This window comes from Allomuricauda sp. XS_ASV26 (assembly GCF_041224615.1).
Lineage (GTDB): Bacteria > Bacteroidota > Bacteroidia > Flavobacteriales > Flavobacteriaceae > Flagellimonas > Flagellimonas alginolytica.
In genome coordinates, this window is sequence record NZ_JBGFGK010000014.1 from 1 (window position 1) to 388 (window position 388).

At 57.7% G+C, this 388-nt stretch carries 1 protein-coding gene; it reads left to right on the forward strand.

Translation table 11 applies throughout. The features are described from left to right. The coding region (locus AB9K32_RS00075) for a hypothetical protein (protein ID WP_369884004.1) at positions 1 to 388 on the forward strand (388 nt) is incomplete at both ends.

The following is a 388-nucleotide window of genomic DNA, read 5'->3' on the forward strand; positions in this document are numbered from 1 at the left end:
TGGCCAACCATATCTCGGCCGACGGAGATCTATCGGATACGAACGAGATCCAGAACATCGAGGAAGTGCTGACTGACGGGAACGATGCGAACGGTCTAGTGCTGACGGGCCTTGGAGCCCCGACCGCTGCGAGCGATGCCGCCACAAAGGCCTATGTGGACAGCGTGGCCGACGACGATATTACTGGGGTGAGCTTCGATGGCGGGACCAACGAGGTAACGGTAAGCGAGGGCGGCACGAGCTTTTCCGCGGACCTGTCCTCTTTGGACGATAGCGCCGGAGTAGCGGCCAATGCCGCGGACATTGCCAACAACACTACGGCGATCGGTAACAATGCTTCGAACATCTCAACCAACACTACGAACATTTCGAACAATGCGAGTGCGAT